Source organism: Rhizobium binxianense (assembly GCF_028994275.1).
Taxonomy (GTDB): domain Bacteria; phylum Pseudomonadota; class Alphaproteobacteria; order Rhizobiales; family Rhizobiaceae; genus Rhizobium; species Rhizobium binxianense.
In genome coordinates this window covers 1,323,900-1,340,747 of the sequence record NZ_CP118713.1, presented here as the reverse complement: position 1 = coordinate 1,340,747, position 16,848 = coordinate 1,323,900, and the positions used below count along the sequence as shown (strand labels likewise).

General features: G+C 60.7%; 12 protein-coding genes. 1 reads left to right on the top strand and 11 read right to left on the bottom strand.

What is annotated here, in order from left to right; translation table 11 throughout:
• From rplB to rpsL, 9 genes are all read right to left on the bottom strand, one after another.
• Positions 1 to 837: a 50S ribosomal protein L2 gene (gene rplB / locus PO860_RS06635; protein WP_003573799.1), complete on the bottom strand. Its 837-nt coding sequence runs from the start codon at positions 835 to 837 to the stop codon at positions 1 to 3.
• 11 nt (positions 838 to 848) lie between these two features.
• Complete coding sequence (locus PO860_RS06630) at positions 849 to 1,142, bottom strand: 50S ribosomal protein L23 (protein ID WP_003547550.1); 294 nt, start codon at positions 1,140 to 1,142, stop codon at positions 849 to 851.
• Positions 1,139 to 1,759 (bottom strand): 50S ribosomal protein L4, encoded by a 621-nt coding sequence (gene rplD, locus PO860_RS06625; RefSeq protein WP_003578669.1) that lies wholly within the window; start codon positions 1,757 to 1,759, stop codon positions 1,139 to 1,141. Before rplD ends, PO860_RS06630 begins: the two co-directional genes overlap by 4 nt.
• Before the next feature lie 13 nt (positions 1,760 to 1,772).
• Positions 1,773 to 2,414, bottom strand: coding sequence for a 50S ribosomal protein L3 (rplC, locus tag PO860_RS06620; RefSeq protein ID WP_003573801.1), 642 nt, complete (start codon positions 2,412 to 2,414; stop codon positions 1,773 to 1,775).
• A gap of 39 nt (positions 2,415 to 2,453) precedes the next feature.
• Positions 2,454 to 2,762, bottom strand: a complete 309-nt coding sequence (rpsJ, locus tag PO860_RS06615) for a 30S ribosomal protein S10 (RefSeq protein ID WP_003547547.1) — start codon at positions 2,760 to 2,762, stop codon at positions 2,454 to 2,456.
• A gap of 154 nt (positions 2,763 to 2,916) precedes the next feature.
• Positions 2,917 to 4,092: an elongation factor Tu gene (gene tuf / locus PO860_RS06610; protein WP_003573803.1), complete on the bottom strand. Its 1,176-nt coding sequence runs from the start codon at positions 4,090 to 4,092 to the stop codon at positions 2,917 to 2,919.
• Between the two features lie 68 nt (positions 4,093 to 4,160).
• Positions 4,161 to 6,260, bottom strand: coding sequence for an elongation factor G (gene fusA, locus PO860_RS06605; protein ID WP_183606598.1), 2,100 nt, complete (start codon positions 6,258 to 6,260; stop codon positions 4,161 to 4,163).
• A gap of 29 nt (positions 6,261 to 6,289) precedes the next feature.
• Positions 6,290 to 6,760, bottom strand: coding sequence for a 30S ribosomal protein S7 (gene rpsG, locus PO860_RS06600; RefSeq protein WP_003573807.1), 471 nt, complete (start codon positions 6,758 to 6,760; stop codon positions 6,290 to 6,292).
• A gap of 76 nt (positions 6,761 to 6,836) precedes the next feature.
• On the bottom strand, positions 6,837 to 7,208 hold the full coding sequence (gene rpsL / locus PO860_RS06595) for a 30S ribosomal protein S12 (RefSeq protein WP_003547537.1): 372 nt from the start codon (positions 7,206 to 7,208) through the stop codon (positions 6,837 to 6,839).
• 498 nt (positions 7,209 to 7,706) lie between these two features.
• Here rpsL and PO860_RS06590 point away from each other — a divergent pair, with 498 nt between their 5' ends.
• Entirely contained in the window at positions 7,707 to 8,000 is a 294-nt protein-coding gene (locus PO860_RS06590; RefSeq protein ID WP_028757598.1) for a hypothetical protein, read from the top strand.
• Between the two features lie 160 nt (positions 8,001 to 8,160).
• Here PO860_RS06590 and rpoC read toward each other — a convergent pair whose 3' ends face one another.
• Together rpoC and rpoB are read right to left on the bottom strand one after the other, a co-directional pair.
• Positions 8,161 to 12,369, bottom strand: coding sequence for a DNA-directed RNA polymerase subunit beta' (rpoC, locus tag PO860_RS06585; RefSeq protein WP_183606597.1), 4,209 nt, complete (start codon positions 12,367 to 12,369; stop codon positions 8,161 to 8,163).
• Between the two features lie 190 nt (positions 12,370 to 12,559).
• Positions 12,560 to 16,699: a DNA-directed RNA polymerase subunit beta gene (gene rpoB / locus PO860_RS06580; protein WP_183606596.1), complete on the bottom strand. Its 4,140-nt coding sequence runs from the start codon at positions 16,697 to 16,699 to the stop codon at positions 12,560 to 12,562.
• Positions 16,700 to 16,848: the final 149 nt, after the last annotated feature.

Genomic DNA, 16,848 nt, shown 5'->3' with positions numbered 1-16,848 from the left:
TTACTTCTTACGCTGATGACGCGAGCGCATGATCATCTTGTCGGTCGACTTGTTCGACCGGGTGCGCTTGCCCTTGGTCGGCTTGCCCCACGGTGTCACCGGATGGCGACCACCGGAGGTGCGGCCTTCACCACCGCCGTGCGGATGGTCGACCGGGTTCATGACGACACCGCGGTTGTGCGGACGCTTGCCGCGCCAAACGGTACGACCGGCCTTGCCGTCGTTGATGTTGGCGTGATCCGGGTTGGACACGGCGCCGATCGAAGCAAGGCAGGAGCCATGAACGAGACGCTGTTCACCGGAGTTCAGGCGAAGGATCGCCATGCCCTGGTCGCGGCCGACGAGCTGCGCGTAGCCACCGGCGGAGCGAGCGATCTGACCACCCTTGCCCGGCTTCATTTCCACATTGTGGATGATGGAGCCGACCGGGATGAACTGCAGCGGCATGGTGTTGCCGGGCTTGACGTCGACAGCCTTCTCGGAAGCGATGACCTTGTCACCGGCAGCGAGACGCTGAGGAGCGAGAATGTAAGCCTTCTCACCGTCAGCATAGGTCACCAGCGCGATGAAAGCCGTGCGGTTCGGATCGTATTCGATACGCTCGACTGTGCCCTCGACGTCGAACTTGCGACGCTTGAAGTCGATCAGACGATAGGTGCGCTTGTGACCGCCGCCGATGAAGCGGGCGGTGATGCGGCCGAGGTTGTTACGACCGCCGCTCTTGGTCAGGCCTTCCGTCAGCGCCTTGACCGGCTTGCCCTTGTAGAGGGCCGAACGGTCGACGATGACCAGCTGGCGCTGGCTCGGGGTGATCGGATTGAATGTTTTCAATGCCATTTTCTTATACCTCAGAGACCGGTGGAGACGTCGATCGTCTGGCCTTCAGCCAGGGTCACAACAGCCTTCTTCACGTCCTTCTGCTTGCCGACGAAACCGCGGAACCGCTTGGTCTTGCCCTTGCGCAGCAGAGTGTTGACGGCCGTGACCTTGACGCCGAACAGCGCCTCGACAGCAGCCTTGATTTCCGGCTTTGTCGCCTGCTTGGCGACATTGAAAACAACCTGGTTGTTTTCGGAGACCAGCGTGGACTTTTCGGTGATCGCCGGAGAGACGATCACATCGTAGTGGCGAAGATCGGTCACTTGAATCGCTCCTCTAGCGCTTCAACCGCAGCCTTGGAAAGCACGAGCTTGCCGCGGCGCACGATGTCGTAAACGTTGATGCCCTGGATCGGCAGAACATCGATGTTCGGGATGTTCTGAGCTGCGAGCTTGAAGTTGCCGTCAAGTTCTGCGCCGCCGATGAAGAGGGCGTTGGTCAGGCCGAGCGTCTCGAAAACGGACGCGAGCGCCTTGGTCTTGGCTTCGGCGGCAACCAGGTTGTCGATGACGATGACGTCATCGGCCTTGATCTTGGCCGAAAGGGCGTGGCGAAGGCCAAGTGCGCGAACCTTTTTCGGAAGGTCGTGCTCGTGGCTGCGGACGACCGGGCCGTGAGCCTTGCCGCCGCCGCGGAACTGCGGAGCGCGAGCCGAATGGTGGCGGGCGCGGCCCGTACCCTTCTGCTTGTACATCTTGGCGCCGGTGCGCGAAACTTCAGCGCGGCCCTTTGCCTTGTGGGTGCCCTGCTGCTTCTTGGCAAGCTGCCAGCGGATGACGCGGGCGAGAATGTCTTCGCGGGGCTCGAGGCCGAAAATCGCATCAGAAAGAGAAACCTTCCCTGCGTCTTTTCCCTCGAGGGTCTTGACGTTGAATTCCATTGGTCCGGCTCCCTTACTTCGCTGCCGACTTGACGGCATCGCGCACGATGATCCAGGCACCCTTGGAACCGGGCACTGCACCCTTGATCAGGATCAGACCGCGATCTTCATCGGTCGAAACCACTTCCAGGTTCTGAGTCGTTACGCGCGTCTGGCCCATGTGACCAGCCATCTTCTTGTTCTTGAATACCTTGCCCGGATCCTGGCGCGAGCCGGTCGAACCGTGCGAGCGGTGCGATACCGACACACCGTGCGTGGCGCGCAGACCGCCGAAACCATGGCGCTTCATAGCGCCGGCAAAACCCTTACCGATCGTCGTGCCCGTCACGTCGACGAGCTGACCGGCTGCAAAGTGGCCGGCTTTAAGCTCAGTACCGATCTCCAGAAGATTGTCTTCGGAGACACGAAATTCCTGAAGCTTCGCCTTCGGCTCGACGTTGGCGACAGCAAAGTTGCCGCGCATCGCCTTCGACGTGTTCTTCACCTTCGCCTGGCCGGCACCGAGCTGAACTGCGGTATAGCCATTCTTTTCGACAGTACGCGTGGCAACGACCTGGACGGCCTCCATGCGCAGTACCGTTACCGGGACATGCTCACCGGCGTCGTTATAGACGCGGGTCATTCCCACCTTCTGTGCAATCACACCTGAACGCATCGGTTCAATCCTTCTCACTCAGCCCGAAGACCCGAGGTCTCAGAGCTTGATCTCAACATCGACACCGGCGGCGAGATCGAGCTTCATCAGCGCGTCTACCGTCTGCGGGGTCGGGTCAACGATATCGAGAAGGCGCTTGTGCGTGCGCATCTCGAACTGTTCGCGGCTCTTCTTGTCGATGTGCGGGGACCGGTTGACCGTAAACTTCTCGATGCGGGTCGGAAGCGGAACGGGGCCCCGGACGCTTGCACCGGTGCGCTTAGCCGTCGATACGATCTCGCGCGTGGAGGCATCGAGAATCCGGTGATCGAACGCCTTCAGGCGGATGCGGATATTCTGGCCGTTCATTCGACTTTATCCTTGTGTCTGTTATCCGCGTGTCACCATTCAGGGACACGACTTACCTTCAGTTACGTTAGCGGGCCACCGGTTTCAAAGATCGAGAGGGACACCGAGATCGGCGTCCCTATCCTTTCCTTGGGCCTGGTGGCCCAGCCGCTCATTACTCGACGATCGAAGCAACGATACCGGCGCCGACGGTGCGGCCGCCTTCGCGGATTGCGAAGCGCAGCTTTTCTTCCATCGCGATCGGAACGATCAGCTCGACGGCAACCGTGACGTTGTCGCCAGGCATAACCATTTCCGTGCCTTCCGGCAGCGTCACGATGCCCGTCACGTCGGTCGTGCGGAAGTAGAACTGCGGACGGTAGTTGGTGAAGAACGGCGTATGACGGCCACCCTCTTCCTTCGTCAGGATGTAGGCTTCAGCCATGAACTTCTTGTGCGGCTTGACAGAGCCCGGCTTGCACAGGATCTGGCCACGCTCGACGCCGTCACGGTTCACACCGCGAACCAGAGCGCCGATGTTGTCGCCGGCCTGGCCCTGATCGAGCAGCTTGCGGAACATTTCAACGCCGGTCACCGTCGTCTTCGAGGTCGCACGGATGCCGACGATCTCGACTTCTTCGCCAACCTTGACGATGCCACGCTCGACGCGGCCGGTCACAACCGTACCGCGGCCCGAGATCGAGAACACGTCTTCGATCGGCATCAGGAACGGCTGGTCGATCGGGCGCTCAGGCGTCGGGATGTAGGCATCGACCGCAGCCATCAGCTCGCGGATCGCGTCTTCGCCGATCTTCTTGTCGCTGTCTTCAAGAGCAGCAAGCGCCGAACCCTTGACGACCGGGATATCGTCGCCCGGGAAGTCGTAGGACGACAGAAGTTCGCGAACTTCGAGCTCGACCAGTTCGAGAAGCTCGGCGTCGTCAACCTGGTCGACCTTGTTCAGGAACACCACGATCGCCGGAACGCCAACCTGGCGGGCCAGCAGAATGTGTTCGCGCGTCTGCGGCATCGGGCCGTCGGCGGCCGAGCACACCAGGATCGCGCCGTCCATCTGGGCAGCACCGGTGATCATGTTCTTGACGTAGTCGGCGTGGCCGGGGCAGTCGACGTGCGCATAGTGACGGGCCGGCGTCTCATATTCGACGTGCGCCGTCGAAATGGTGATGCCACGGGCCTTTTCTTCCGGAGCCGCGTCGATCTGATCGTACGCCTTGAACTCACCGAAGTACTTCGTGATCGCTGCCGTCAGAGACGTCTTGCCGTGGTCAACGTGGCCGATCGTGCCGATGTTGACGTGCGGCTTGTTGCGCTCAAACTTACTCTTTGCCATTTTCGGCTCTCCGTTTTGCTAGTCCCCGAGGGGATCTAATTCTTGTTATCGGTCAATTGGTATTCCGGTCACTTCTGACCGGAATACTTTGCCTGGATTTCTGTTGCGACGTTCGACGGGACCGGCGAATAGTGATCGAAGGTCATCGTGTACTGGGCGCGGCCCTGGGACATGGAGCGCAGGTTGTCGACGTACTTGAACATGTTCGCGAGCGGGACGTTCGCGTTGATGACGACGGCGATACCACGGCTTTCCTGGCCCTGGATCTGACCGCGACGGGAGTTCAGGTCGCCGATAACGTCGCCGACATAATCTTCCGGAGTAACGACTTCGACCTTCATCATCGGCTCGAGCAGCTGAGCGCCGGCCTTCTTGGCTGCTTCACGGAAGCAGGCACGCGATGCGATTTCGAAGGCGAGAACCGAGGAGTCAACGTCGTGGAAGGCGCCGTCGATGAGGGTCGCCTTGACGCCGAGCATCGGGAAGCCTGCGAGCGGACCGGAAGACAGAACGCTTTCGATGCCCTTCTGGACGCCGGGGATGTATTCCTTCGGAACGGAACCGCCGACGATCTTCGATTCGAACTTGAAGTCGTCGCCTTCCGGGTTCGGTTCGAAGATGATCTTGACGCGCGCGAACTGCCCGGTACCGCCGGACTGCTTCTTGTGCGTGTAGTCTTCTTCGTGCGTCTTGGTGATGGTTTCGCGGTAGGCAACCTGCGGCGCACCGACGGTTGCTTCAACCTTGAATTCACGACGCATGCGGTCGACGATGATGTCGAGATGCAGTTCGCCCATGCCGGCGATGATGGTCTGGCCGGATTCCTGGTCGGTCTTGACGCGGAAGGACGGATCCTCAGCAGCCAGGCGGTTGAGCGCGAGGCCCATCTTTTCCTGGTCGCCCTTGGTCTTCGGCTCGATGGCGATCTGGATGACCGGCTCGGGGAATTCCATGCGCTCGAGGATAACCGGCTTCAGCGGATCGCAGAGCGTATCGCCGGTCGTGGTTTCCTTGAGGCCGGCAAGAGCGACGATGTCGCCTGCAAAAGCTTCTTCGATGTCTTCACGCGAGTTGGAGTGCATCTGCAGCATGCGGCCGACGCGCTCGCGCTTGTCCTTAACCGTGTTCATGACCGACGCGCCCTTTTCGAGCTTGCCGGAATAGATGCGGGCGAAGGTCAGCGAACCGACGAAGGGGTCGTTCATGATCTTGAAGGCGAGCATGGAGAGCGGCTCGCTGTCATCGGCGTGACGCTCGATTTCAGCTTCCGTCTTGAAGTCGATGCCCTTGATCGCCGGGATGTCCATCGGCGAAGGCAGGTAGTCGACAACGGCGTCGAGCAGCGGCTGCACGCCCTTGTTCTTGAAGGCAGTGCCGCAGAACATCGGGTGGAACTTGACGTCGATCGTGCCGCGGCGAACCAGCGCACGGATCTGGTCGTTGTCCGGCAGAATGCCTTCGAGATAAGCTTCCATCGCGGCTTCGTCGATGTCGACGACCGTCTCGATCAGCTTTTCGCGATATTCTTCAGCCTTGGCCTTCATGTCCTCGGGAATCTCGACGACATCCCACTGGGCGCCGAGCGACTCGTCGCGCCAGATGAGAGCGTTCATCTCGATCAGGTCGATGACGCCCTTGAATTCGGTTTCAGCACCGATCGGCAGCTGCATGACGACAGCCGTTGCGCCGAGACGGGTCTTGATCATCTCGACGGAGCGGTAGAAGTCGGCGCCGGTCTTGTCCATCTTGTTGCAGAAGATCATCCGCGGGACATTGTACTTCTCGGCCTGGCGCCAAACGGTTTCCGTCTGCGGCTCGACACCAGCATTGGCGTCGAGCAGCGCGATGGCGCCGTCGAGAACGCGCAGCGAACGCTCGACTTCGATGGTGAAGTCGACGTGGCCGGGGGTGTCGATGATGTTGAAGCGGCGCATCTTGCCGTCACGACCCTTCCAGAAGGTCGTGGTGGCAGCGGAGGTGATCGTGATGCCACGCTCCTGCTCCTGCTCCATCCAGTCCATGGTGGCTGCGCCGTCGTGGACTTCGCCGATCTTGTGCGACTTGCCGGTGTAATAAAGGATACGCTCGGTGGTCGTGGTCTTGCCGGCGTCGATATGCGCCATGATACCGAAATTACGGTAGTCTTCGATCTTATATTCGCGAGCCATTGTGGACTGCCTTTCGATACCGTTCGGAATTACCAGCGATAGTGCGAGAACGCGCGGTTGGCGTCAGCCATCTTGTGCGTGTCTTCGCGCTTCTTGACGGCGGAGCCGCGGTTGTTGGACGCATCGAGCAGTTCGCCGGACAGGCGATCGATCATGGTGGTTTCGTTGCGCTTGCGGGCGGCGGCAATCAGCCAGCGAATGGCGAGAGCCTGGCGGCGCTCCGGGCGAACGTCGACCGGGACCTGATAGGTCGCACCACCGACACGGCGCGAGCGAACTTCAACGTGCGGCGCAATGTTGTCGAGCGCAGAATGGAAAACCGTAAGCGGCTCCTGCTTGGACTTGCCCTGGACGACGTCGAACGCGCCATAAACGATGTTTTCAGCAACCGACTTTTTGCCGTCGAGCATGATGGCATTCATGAACTTGGTGACGACCAGATCGCCGAACTTCGGGTCCGGATTGATCTCGCGCTTTTCTGCTTTATGACGTCTGGACATACTTTTGTCTCTTCAACCGTTAAGGCGCTTCATGACGCGGAGGACCTCGCGCAGCGCCGGATTATTCAAAACCGAATTACTTCGGACGCTTCGCGCCGTACTTGGAGCGGCGCTGCTTGCGGTTCTTGACACCCTGAGTATCGAGAACGCCGCGGATGATGTGATAACGGACACCCGGAAGGTCCTTGACGCGGCCGCCACGGATCATGACGACGGAGTGTTCCTGAAGGTTGTGACCTTCGCCGGGGATGTAACCAATGACTTCGAAGCCGTTGGTCAGGCGGATCTTTGCGACCTTACGCAGAGCCGAGTTCGGCTTCTTCGGCGTCGTCGTGTAGACGCGCGTGCAAACGCCGCGCTTCTGCGGGTTCTCCTGGAGTGCGGGAACCTTGTTACGCTTTACGTTCGCCTGGCGAGGCTTGCGGATCAGCTGGTTTACGGTAGGCATTCAACCATCCCTTACGTTTTATCTCAGTACCCTTGCGGGCTTGAACTCGCGCCGTCTCCGGCAGTGACGTACGTTTTCCGTCAATGCGCAAAATATGGCCCGATCCGCTTCCGCAGATGGACCACAAGGAGCAGAGGACACATAAAATATGCGTCGTGCGTGCAGCATCATGACTTCAACGTGCGTTTAGAACCTTGTTTGAGGTGAACTTCAGGGCGCGTCGCCCCGAACAGCCAAGCCTCACATGGGATCTGATGGCCGGGGTACTACTGGTTTCCACCTGTCTCGTCAAGGCCGGTTAAGAAATAAACTCGCCGTATCGCCTTGATCTCAGGGCCTGAGGCCCTGATTTCATCCTTCTAGACGAAATGGCGGCCGTGCACCAAGATAAAAACTTGGGCATTGCGGCAAAAGCAGTTAAGGAATCAGCAATTGCGGCGTGCGGCCCTCACAGCGGGATTCGGGCGACCGAATCGTTAAAGAGCCGAAGGACAGGCGATGATTACGACACCTGATAACGACAATAATTTCGACGGGCCGATGATCTTCATCATCATCGGCAAGGGCTACGAGTCCGACGCCAGCGAAGGCATCGACCTGCACATCATGCTGAAAGCGCCCGACGACGACACGGCCGTCCGCGAGGCCTTGAACGCGCTTGCCGAGGAAGGCTTCATCGAAGCCGATCTCGACCAGATCGGCATGCTGACCGAAGTGCCCGCCGAAGAGCCGCACGCCTCCGCCTACCAGGGCGCCGTCGACGGCGAGGTTGCGATCATCCGCTTCAACTGAAGGAGGCCGCCGCTCGCGCTGCCGGTCGCCAATGCAGCCTAAGCGGAACGAGCCGCCTTCCCTCCCCCAGACCAATCAGATCAGACCCAAAACAAAAACCGCCCGGATCGCTCCGGGCGGTTTTTCAATTGGCGTTTTATTCGCGGGCTTCAGCCGCGGATTATTCCGCGGCCGGAGCCTTTTCGGCCATGTCCTGCAGCATCGGCGTGGCAACGGCAGCACCGGTGCCCTTGCGGCGCTCTTCGAGGATCAGCTCGTCGCGCGATGTGGCGATACGGCGGATCTGGGTCATGGTACCGCCGGTGCCGGCCGGGATGAGGCGGCCGACGATGACGTTTTCCTTCAGACCCTGCAGGCCGTCGGTCTTGCCGGCGATCGCAGCTTCCGTCAGCACCTTGGTCGTTTCCTGGAAGGACGCGGCCGAGATGAAGGACGGGGTCTGCAGCGACGCCTTGGTGATGCCGAGAAGAACCGGATCGCCATAGGCGGGCTTCTTGCCCTGCTCGATCAGATGGTCGTTGACGTCTTCGAGCTCGATCCGGTCGACATTGTCGCCGACGATATAGGTCGAGTCGCCTGCATCGGTGATTTCCACCTTCTGCAGCATCTGACGGACAATCACCTCGATGTGCTTGTCGTTGATGACAACGCCCTGCAGGCGGTAGACTTCCTGGATCTCGTTGACGAGGTAGGAGGCCAGAGCCTCCACGCCCTTGATCGCCAGGATGTCGTGCGGAGCCGGGTTACCGTCGAGGATGTAGTCACCCTTTTCGATATAGTCGCCTTCCTGAAGGTGGAAGGGCTTGCCCTTCGGGATCAGGTATTCGACCGGCTCGACACCGTCTTCCGCCGGCTCGATGATGACACGGCGCTTGTTCTTGTAGTCGCGGCCGAGGCGGATCGTACCATCGATCTCTGCGATGATGGCGTGGTCCTTCGGACGGCGGGCCTCGAACAGCTCGGCAACACGCGGCAAACCGCCGGTGATGTCCTTGGTCTTGGCGCTTTCCAGCGGCGAACGCGCAAGCACGTCACCCTGGGAGACCTTGGTGCCCGGTTCGACCGACAGGATCGCGTCGACCGAGAGCAGGAAGCGGGCGTCACCGCCGCGGGACAGCTTCGCGACATTGCCGCTGGCATCCTTGATGACGATCGCCGGCTTGAGGTCCGAACCGCGCGGGGTCGAACGCCAGTCGATGACCTGACGCTTGGTGATGCCCGTGGACTCGTCGGTCGCTTCCAGAACGGAGAGACCGTCGACTAGGTCTTCGAACTGAACGGTACCGGCCACTTCCGTCATCATCGGACGGGTGTAGGGGTCCCACTCTGCCAGACGCTGGCCGCGCTTGACCTTGTCGCCTTCGTCGACATGCAGCTTCGAACCGTAGGCAACACGCTGCGACGAACGTTCGACGCCACGCTCGTCCAGGATCTGGACGGTCATGTTGCGGCCCATAGCAACGAGGTTGCCATCGGAGTTGCGCAGGATGTTGCGGTTCTTGATCTGCACCGTACCTTCGTACGACGCTTCCAGGAACGACTGGTCGACCACGGTTGCCGTACCGCCAAGGTGGAAGGTACGCATGGTGAGCTGGGTGCCCGGCTCGCCGATCGACTGAGCAGCGATGACGCCCACGGCTTCGCCCATGTTGACAGGTGTACCACGCGCGAGGTCGCGGCCGTAGCAGACCGAGCAGACGCCCGTCTGGATTTCGCAGGTCAGCGCCGAACGAATGCGGATCGACTGGATACCCGCCTTCTCGATCTCGATGACATCGGGCTCGAGGATCATCTTGCCGGCATCGACGATGCGCTCACCCGTGACCGGATGATCGATATCGTCGAGCGCCGTGCGGCCGAGGATACGGGCGCCGAGCGAGGCAACGACCTGACCGGCATCGACGATGGCGGTCATGGTGAGGCCGGTTTCGGTGCCGCAATCGACATGCGTGACAATGCAATCCTGCGCGACGTCGACGAGACGGCGCGTGAGGTAACCCGAATTGGCGGTCTTCAGGGCGGTGTCTGCCAGACCCTTGCGGGCGCCGTGCGTCGAGTTGAAGTACTCGTTGACGGTCAGGCCTTCCTTGAAGTTCGAGATGATCGGCGTCTCGATGATTTCACCCGACGGCTTGGCCATGAGGCCGCGCATGCCGCCCAGCTGACGCATCTGGTTCGGAGAACCGCGGGCGCCGGAATGGCTCATCATGTAGATCGAATTCATCGGCTTCTGGCGGCCGGTCTTGTCGTCGAATTCGACCGCCTTAATGCGGGCCATCATCTCTTCGGCGACCTTTTCGGTCGCCTTGCCCCAGGCGTCGACAACCTTGTTGTACTTTTCGCCCTGGGTGATCAGGCCGTCATTGTACTGCTGCTCGTATTCCTTCACCAGGCTCTCGGTGTCGGCCACGATCTTGGCCTTGGCATCCGGAATGACCATGTCGTCCTTGCCGAACGAAATGCCGGCGCGGCAGGCATGCGAGAAGCCGAGCTGCATGATACGGTCGCAGAAGATGACCGTGTCCTTCTGGCCGCAGTGACGGTAGACCGTGTCGATCATCTTGGAGATGTTCTTCTTGGTCATTTCCTGGTTGCAGATGTCGAAGGGCACCTTGCCGTTTTTCGGCAGCAGTTCGCCGATGAGCAGACGGCCAGGCGTCGTCTCATAGATCTTCGAGTAGGGCTTGCCATCCTCGTCGACCGACTTGAAACGGCCGCGGATCTTGGTGTGCAGCGTCACGACCTTGCTTTCCAGCGCGTGATGCAGCTCGCCGAGATCGGAGAAGGCCATGCCTTCGCCCGGCTCGTTCTGGTTCAGGATCGACAGGTAATAGAGGCCGAGAACCATGTCCTGCGAGGGAACGATGATCGGCGCGCCGTTGGCCGGGTGCAGGATGTTGTTGGTCGACATCATCAGCACGCGGGCTTCGAGCTGGGCCTCAAGCGACAGCGGCACGTGAACGGCCATCTGGTCGCCGTCGAAGTCGGCGTTGAACGCCGTGCAGACGAGCGGATGCAGCTGGATTGCCTTGCCTTCGACCAGGGTAGGTTCGAAGGCCTGGATGCCCAGGCGGTGCAGCGTCGGTGCGCGGTTCAGGAGAACCGGATGCTCGCGGATGACCTCGTCGAGGATATCCCAGACTTCAGGCTTTTCCTTTTCGACCAGCTTCTTGGCCTGCTTGACGGTCGAGGAGTAACCCTTGGCGTCGAGGCGGGCATAGATGAACGGCTTGAAGAGTTCGAGCGCCATCTTCTTCGGCAGGCCGCACTGGTGCAGCTTCAGTTCCGGACCGGTGACGATGACCGAACGGCCGGAATAGTCGACGCGCTTGCCGAGCAGGTTCTGGCGGAAGCGGCCCTGCTTGCCCTTCAACATGTCGGACAGCGACTTCAGCGGACGCTTGTTAGCGCCGGTGATGACGCGACCGCGACGACCGTTGTCGAACAGCGCGTCAACCGATTCCTGCAGCATGCGCTTTTCGTTGCGGATGATGATGCCAGGCGCACGAAGCTCGATCAGGCGCTTCAGACGGTTGTTGCGGTTGATCACGCGGCGGTAGAGATCGTTCAGATCCGACGTCGCGAAACGGCCGCCGTCGAGCGGAACCAGCGGACGCAGGTCCGGCGGAATGACCGGGACGACCTTCATGATCATCCATTCCGGGCGGTTGCCCGACTCCATGAAGTTCTCGACGATCTTCAGGCGCTTCATCAGCTTCTTCTGCTTGAGATCCGACGTGGTGTCGGCAAGCTCGGAGCGCAGATCGCCGGCGATCTTTTCGAGGTTCATCGAGGCCAGCATCTCGTAGATCGCCTCAGCGCCGATCATCGCGGTGAACTGGTCTTCGCCGTATTCGTCGACGGCGAGCATGTACTCTTCTTCCGAGAGGAGCTGGTGCTCCTTCAGGGCGGTCAGGCCCGGCTCGGTGACGATGTAGTTTTCGAAGTAGAGAACGCGTTCGACATCCTTCAGCGTCATGTCGAGCAGCGTCGAGATGCGTGATGGCAGCGACTTCAGGAACCAGATGTGGGCAACGGGAGCGGCGAGCTCGATATGGCCCATGCGCTCACGGCGAACGCGCGACAGCGTGACTTCGACACCGCACTTTTCGCAGATGATGCCCTTGTACTTCATGCGCTTGTACTTGCCGCACAGGCATTCATAGTCCTTGATCGGCCCGAAGATGCGCGCGCAGAACAGACCGTCGCGTTCCGGCTTGAACGTGCGGTAGTTGATGGTTTCCGGCTTCTTGATCTCACCGTAGGACCAGGAGAGGATCTTCTCCGGAGACGCGATCGAAATCCGAATGGAATCGAAATTCTGTGCAGGCACCTGCGGATTGAAAAGATTCATGACCTCTTGGTTCATGCCTGTCTCCTTCATGGGCTAAAGCGCCCTCAAAATGCGATGGTCGGCGGCAATTTCCCGGGAGCCGCCTCCCTCGCTTAAACGAGAATAACCGCAAGATGCGGCGAAACTTCCCTCCCGGGCCGACATGGATACGGCGCCCGGCGGGACCGGCGTGCGCTGCATTGGCAGCGCACGCCCTATCAAGTGCTTACTCGGCCGCGTCGGGCAGCTGAGCTGCCTGCGCCTCGTCAAGCTTGGTGTTTTCGAGCTCGACGCTGAGGCCCAGCGAGCGCATTTCCTTGACGAGAACGTTGAAGCTTTCCGGAATACCGGCTTCGAACGTGTCGTCTCCGCGGACGATGGCTTCGTAGACCTTGGTGCGGCCCGCGACGTCGTCCGACTTCACCGTCAGCATTTCCTGCAGCGTGTAGGCAGCACCGTATGCTTCGAGCGCCCAGACTTCCATTTCGCCGAAGCGCTGGCCGCCGAACTGCGCCTTGCCGCCCAGCGGCTGCTGGGTCACGAGCGAGTAAGGACCGATCGAACGGGCATGGATCTTGTCGTCGACCAGGTGGTTGAGCTTCAGCATGTAGATGTAGCCCACCGTCACCTGACGGTCGAACTGCTCGCCGGTACGGCCGTCATAGAGCGTCGACTGACCGGTATCCTTGAGACCTGCCAGCCGCAGCATGTCGTTGACGTCGCCTTCATGCGCACCGTCGAAAACAGGCGTCGCAATCGAAACGCCGCGCTTCCACTGGTCGGCGAGACGCAGGACCGACTCGTCGTCGAACTCGTGGACCTGTTCGGCCTTCGGACCGTCACCGACGACATCGCCGATGGTCTTGCGCAGCGGCTCGATGTTGCCATTGGCCTTGTAGGCTTCGATCAGCTCGCCGATCTGGCGACCCATGCCGGCGCAGGCCCAACCCAGGTGGGTTTCGAGGATCTGGCCGACGTTCATGCGCGAAGGCACGCCGAGCGGGTTCAAAACGACGTCGACATGCGTGCCGTCTTCGAGGAACGGCATGTCCTCCACCGGCACAATGCGCGAGACGACGCCCTTGTTCCCGTGACGGCCGGCCATCTTGTCGCCCGGCTGGATCTTGCGCTTCACAGCGACGAAGACCTTGACCATCTTCATGACGCCAGGAGGCATTTCATCGCCGCGCTGGACCTTCTCGACCTTGTCCATGAAGCGCTGTTCAAGGCGCGACTTGGATTCGTCGTACTGGCCGCGGAGCGCTTCGAGTTCGCTCTGGACCTTCTCGTCCTCGACCGCGAACATCCACCACTGCGAGCGGGGATATTCGGAGACGACGGCGTTCGAAAGCTCGGTGCCCTTCTTGAAGCCCTTCGGGCCGGCGATGGACGCCTGGCCGCGCAGCATTTCGATCAGACGGCCGTAGACGTTACGGTCGAGGATCGCCTGCTCGTCGTCGCGGTCCTTCGCAAGACGCTCGATTTCTTCGCGCTCGATCGCCATCGCGCGCTCGTCCTTCTCGACGCCATGGCGGTTGAAGACGCGAACTTCGACGATCGTGCCGTAGGTGCCGGGCGGCATGCGCATCGACGTATCGCGCACGTCGGAGGCCTTTTCGCCGAAGATGGCGCGCAGAAGCTTTTCTTCCGGCGTCATCGGGCTTTCGCCCTTCGGCGTGATCTTGCCGACGAGGATATCGCCCGGCTGAACTTCGGCGCCGATATAGACGATGCCGGCTTCGTCGAGGTTCTTCAGCGCTTCTTCCGAAACGTTCGGAATATCGCGGGTGATTTCCTCAGGCCCGAGCTTGGTGTCGCGTGCCATCACTTCGAATTCTTCGATGTGGATGGAGGTGAACACGTCGTCGGCAACGATGCGCTCGGAGAGCAGGATCGAGTCTTCGTAGTTATAGCCGTTCCAGGGCATGAACGCGACGAGCGCGTTGCGGCCGAGCGCCAGATCGCCGAGATCGGTCGACGGGCCGTCGGCGAGGATGTCGCCGCGGTTGACGACGTCACCGACGGTGACCAGCGGACGCTGGTTGACGCAGGTGTTCTGGTTCGAGCGCTGGAACTTCTGCAGGCGGTAGATATCGACGCCGGATTTGCCGGCTTCGAGGTCTTCGGTGGCGCGGATAACGATACGCGTCGCGTCGACCTGGTCGACCACACCGCCGCGGCGGGCGCCGATGGCAGCGCCCGAGTCACGGGCGACAACCGGCTCCATGCCGGTCCCGACGAACGGGGCTTCGGCACGCAGCAGCGGCACAGCCTGACGCTGCATGTTCGAACCCATGAGCGCGCGGTTGGCGTCGTCGTTTTCCAGGAACGGAATGAGCGCGGCTGCAACCGAAACGACCTGCTTCGGCGAAACGTCCATCAGGTTCATGCTGTCGCGCGGCGCGAGCATGACTTCGCCGGCATGACGGCAGACGACGAACTCGTCGACGAAGGAACCGTCAGCGTTCATTTCGGCGTTGGCCTGGGCGACGTAGTACTTCGCCTCTTCCATGGCGGAGAGGTAGAGCACGTCGCTCGTCACCTTGCCGTCGACGATGCGACGGTATGGGCTTTCGATGAAGCCGTACTTGTTGACGCGGGCAAAGGTCGCAAGCGAGTTGATGAGACCGATGTTCGGTCCCTCAGGCGTTTCGATCGGGCAAATACGGCCGTAGTGGGTCGGATGCACGTCGCGGACTTCGAAGCCGGCGCGCTCACGGGTCAGACCACCCGGGCCAAGCGCCGAAAGACGGCGCTTGTGGGTGATTTCCGAGAGCGGGTTGACCTGGTCCATGAACTGCGAGAGCTGCGAGGAACCGAAGAATTCGCGAACGGCGGCAGCCGCCGGCTTGGCGTTGATCAGGTCCTGCGGCATGACCGTGTCGATCTCGATCGAGGACATGCGTTCCTTGATCGCGCGCTCCATGCGGAGCAAGCCGAGACGGTACTGGTTTTCCATCAGCTCGCCGACCGACCGGACGCGGCGGTTGCCGAGGTTGTCGATGTCGTCGATCTCGCCCTTGCCGTCGCGCAGTTCGACCAGCATCTTGACCACGGCCAGGATGTCGTCCTTACGCAGGATGCGGACGGTGTCTTCCACCGTCAGGTCGAGACGCATGTTCATCTTGACGCGGCCGACGGCGGAGAGGTCGTAACGCTCCGCATCGAAGAACAGCGAATTGAACATGGCTTCGGCCGATTCCATGGTCGGCGGTTCACCCGGACGCATGACGCGGTAGATGTCGAACAGAGCGTCCTGGCGGTTCTCGTTCTTATCGGCAGACAGCGTGTTGCGGATGTAGGCGCCGACATTGATGTGGTCGATGCCGAGAACCGGGATCTCGTCGAAACCGTTTGCCAGGATGACCCCAAGCGTCTTCTCGTCGATTTCGTCGCCGGCTTCGAGATAGATCTCGCCCGTCGAGTAGTTGACGATGTCGCCGGCAAGGTAGTTGCCGTAGAGATCGTCATCGGCGGCTTTCAGCGCCTTCAGGCCCTTGTCGGAGAGCTGGCGCAGCAGGCGCGGGGTCAGCTTCTTGCCGGCTTCGACGACGACTTCGCCGGTATCGGCGTCGACCATCTCGGTGATCGCCTTGGCACCCTTCAGCGTTTCCGGCTTGAAGGGAATACGCCAGCCTTCGCCGTCGCGCTTGTAGAGCGACTTCGTGTAGAAGGTATCGAGGATTTCCTCGCCGTCCATGCCGAGCGCCATCAGGAGCGACGTAACAGGGATCTTACGGCGGCGGTCGATACGGGCGTAAACGATATCCTTGGCGTCGAATTCGATGTCGAGCCAGGAACCGCGATAGGGGATGACGCGGGCAGCAAAGAGCAGCTTGCCGGAAGAATGGCTCTTGCCCTTGTCGTGGTCGAAGAAGACGCCCGGCGAACGATGCATCTGGGAGACGATCACGCGCTCGGTGCCGTTGACGATGAACGTGCCGTTATTGGTCATGAGCGGCATGTCGCCCATGTAAACGGACTGTTCCTTGATGTCCTTGATCGACTTCGCGCCGGTATCCTCGTCGATATCGAACACGATGAGGCGCAGCGTCACCTTCAGGGGCGCTGCATAGGTCAGGTCGCGCTGACGGCATTCGTCAACGTCGAACTTCGGCGGTTCGAACTCGTAGGACACGAATTCCAGCATGGAAGCGCCGGAGAAATCGGTGATCGGGAAAACCGACTTGAAAACGGCCTGAAGACCCTCGTCGGGCCGGCCGCCTTTCGGCTCTTCAACCATCAAAAACTGGTCGTAGGACGCCTTCTGAACCTCGATGAGGTTCGGCATTTCTGCGACTTCGGGGATCTTACCAAAAAACTTGCGTACGCGCCTGCGACCGTTGAACGAAAGGGTCTGAGCCATCGTCGCTCCTTCAAAATCTTGCACCCGGGCCTGCAACGGACGGGAACCGATGGCCAGTCGATCCCGTCAATCAATGGGTAGTTCAATCTCGTCCGACTCCCGAAAACGCTCAGCTCGGATTGCTGTGCTGCCCTCGGCGAGAGACTATC

What these genes read in the sequence shown, in the direction of transcription:
- rplB (WP_003573799.1), bottom strand. Translation starts at nt 837, where the DNA reads ATGGCATTGAAAACATTCAATCCGATCACCCCGAGCCAGCGCCAGCTG.
- rplD (WP_003578669.1), bottom strand. Translation starts at nt 1,759, where the DNA reads ATGGAATTCAACGTCAAGACCCTCGAGGGAAAAGACGCAGGGAAGGTT.
- rplC (WP_003573801.1), bottom strand. Translation starts at nt 2,414, where the DNA reads ATGCGTTCAGGTGTGATTGCACAGAAGGTGGGAATGACCCGCGTCTAT.
- rpsJ (WP_003547547.1), bottom strand. Translation starts at nt 2,762, where the DNA reads ATGAACGGCCAGAATATCCGCATCCGCCTGAAGGCGTTCGATCACCGG.
- tuf (WP_003573803.1), bottom strand. Translation starts at nt 4,092, where the DNA reads ATGGCAAAGAGTAAGTTTGAGCGCAACAAGCCGCACGTCAACATCGGC.
- fusA (WP_183606598.1), bottom strand. Translation starts at nt 6,260, where the DNA reads ATGGCTCGCGAATATAAGATCGAAGACTACCGTAATTTCGGTATCATG.
- rpsG (WP_003573807.1), bottom strand. Translation starts at nt 6,760, where the DNA reads ATGTCCAGACGTCATAAAGCAGAAAAGCGCGAGATCAATCCGGACCCG.
- rpsL (WP_003547537.1), bottom strand. Translation starts at nt 7,208, where the DNA reads ATGCCTACCGTAAACCAGCTGATCCGCAAGCCTCGCCAGGCGAACGTA.
- PO860_RS06590 (WP_028757598.1), top strand. Translation starts at nt 7,707, where the DNA reads ATGATTACGACACCTGATAACGACAATAATTTCGACGGGCCGATGATC.
- rpoC (WP_183606597.1), bottom strand. Translation starts at nt 12,369, where the DNA reads ATGAACCAAGAGGTCATGAATCTTTTCAATCCGCAGGTGCCTGCACAG.
- rpoB (WP_183606596.1), bottom strand. Translation starts at nt 16,699, where the DNA reads ATGGCTCAGACCCTTTCGTTCAACGGTCGCAGGCGCGTACGCAAGTTT.